General features: G+C 36.7%; 1 protein-coding gene and 1 pseudogene. Both read left to right on the forward strand.

The features are described 5' to 3' along the window. Positions 1-91 precede the first annotated feature (91 nt). Positions 92-1,204 (forward strand): annotated as a pseudogene (locus tag ABMA45_RS09325) (IS256 family transposase); the annotation flags it as partial. A gap of 2 nt (positions 1,205-1,206) precedes the next feature. Beyond that, complete coding sequence (locus tag ABMA45_RS09330) at positions 1,207-1,602, forward strand: transposase (protein WP_022089623.1); 396 nt, start codon at positions 1,207-1,209, stop codon at positions 1,600-1,602. Positions 1,603-1,713 lie beyond the last annotated feature (111 nt).

Here is a 1,713-nt window from a genome sequence, read left to right on the forward strand (position 1 = left end):
GAGAGTGTGAAAGTTTTTCTGTAAATTTAATATTTAAATATAATTAATAGGCCTTCTATGATAAAATTTATTATTATAGGAGGCCTTAATTATGGCAAGAGAAAGAAAAAAAGTACACAAGGTACAAATGACCGATGGCAAACGTGCCATCATCCACCAGCTATTGGATGAATATGACATCCAGACAGCTGAAGACATCCAGGATGCATTAAAAGATCTTCTTGGAGGCACAATCAAGGAAATGATGGAAGCTGAAATGGATGACCATTTGGGTTATTCAAAATCACAACGTTCAGAATCCGATGATTATCGAAACGGTTACAAGTCGAAGCGTGTCAACAGTAGTTATGGCTCCATGGAAATCGATGTTCCACAGGACCGTCGTTCTACTTTTGAACCACAGATTGTAAAAAAACGTCAGAAAGACATTTCAGACATTGACCAGAAAATAATCTCAATGTACGCAAAGGGAATGACAACACGACAGATTTCCGACACAATTGAGGATATTTATGGATTTGAAACATCAGAAGGATTTATTTCTATGACAACAAGGCAGATTTCCGACACAATTGAAGACATTTATGGATTTGAAACATCAGAAGGATTTATTTCTGATGTGACTGATAAAATAATGCCACAAATCGAGGACTGGCAAAACCGACCGTTAGATGAAATTTATCCTGTTGTTTACATTGATGCCATTCATTATTCTGTAAGGGATGAGGGAATAATAAGAAAGCTTGCGGCCTATGTAATTCTTGGAATTACAGTGGATGGAAAAAAGGATGTATTAAGCATAAGTGTTGGAGATAAACTTGCTGCTTATGTAATTCTTGGAATTACAGTGGACGGAAAAAAGGATGTATTAAGCATAAGTGTTGGAGATAATGAAAGTTCTAAATACTGGTTGTCTGTATTGAATGAATTAAAAAACCGAGGTGTAAAGGACATTCTTGTTATATGTGCCGATGGTTTAAGTGGCATAAAGGAAGCCATATCGGCAGCTTTTCCAAACACAGAATATCAAAGATGCATAGTTCATCAGGTGAGAAACACTCTTAAATATGTACCTGACAAGGACAGAAAAGTTTTTGCAAAAGATCTTAAGACAATATATCAGGCAGTTAACGAAGAAAAAGCTCTTGAAGCTTTAGACAGGGTGACTGAAAAATGGACTCCGAAGTATCCAAACTCAATGAAAAGATGAAAGCCTTTGCGAAAGACCTTAAGACAATATATCAGGCAGTTAATGAAGAAAAGGCTCTCGAAGCATTAGACAGGGTAACTGAGAAATGGACTCCGAAGTATCCAAACTCAATGAAAAGATGGAAGGACAACTGGGATGTGATATCGCCTATTTTTAAATTTTCAGATACCGTCCGAAAAGTAATATATACAACCAATGCCATTGAAAGTTTAAATTCAACATACAGGAAACTTAATCGTCAGAGAAGTGTATTTCCAAGCGACAAGGCATTGTTGAAAGCTCTGTACCTTTCAACGTTTGAAGCAACGAAGAAATGGACAACGACCTTAAGAAACTGGGCTCAGGTGTATGGAGAACTGAGCATTATGTACGAAGGCCGTTTGCCTGAATAGCATAAAAAATACCCAATATCAAGGATAAATATACGCCCGTTATAAAATGGGCGTCCTTGACATGGGTATTTTTATATGCTAGTTATATAAACAAGAGCTGCAAGCTCATTT

It is taken from the genome of Eubacterium sp. CAG:156 (genome assembly GCF_000434315.1).
Taxonomy (GTDB): Bacteria; Bacillota; Clostridia; order Lachnospirales; family Lachnospiraceae; genus Eubacterium_U; species Eubacterium_U album.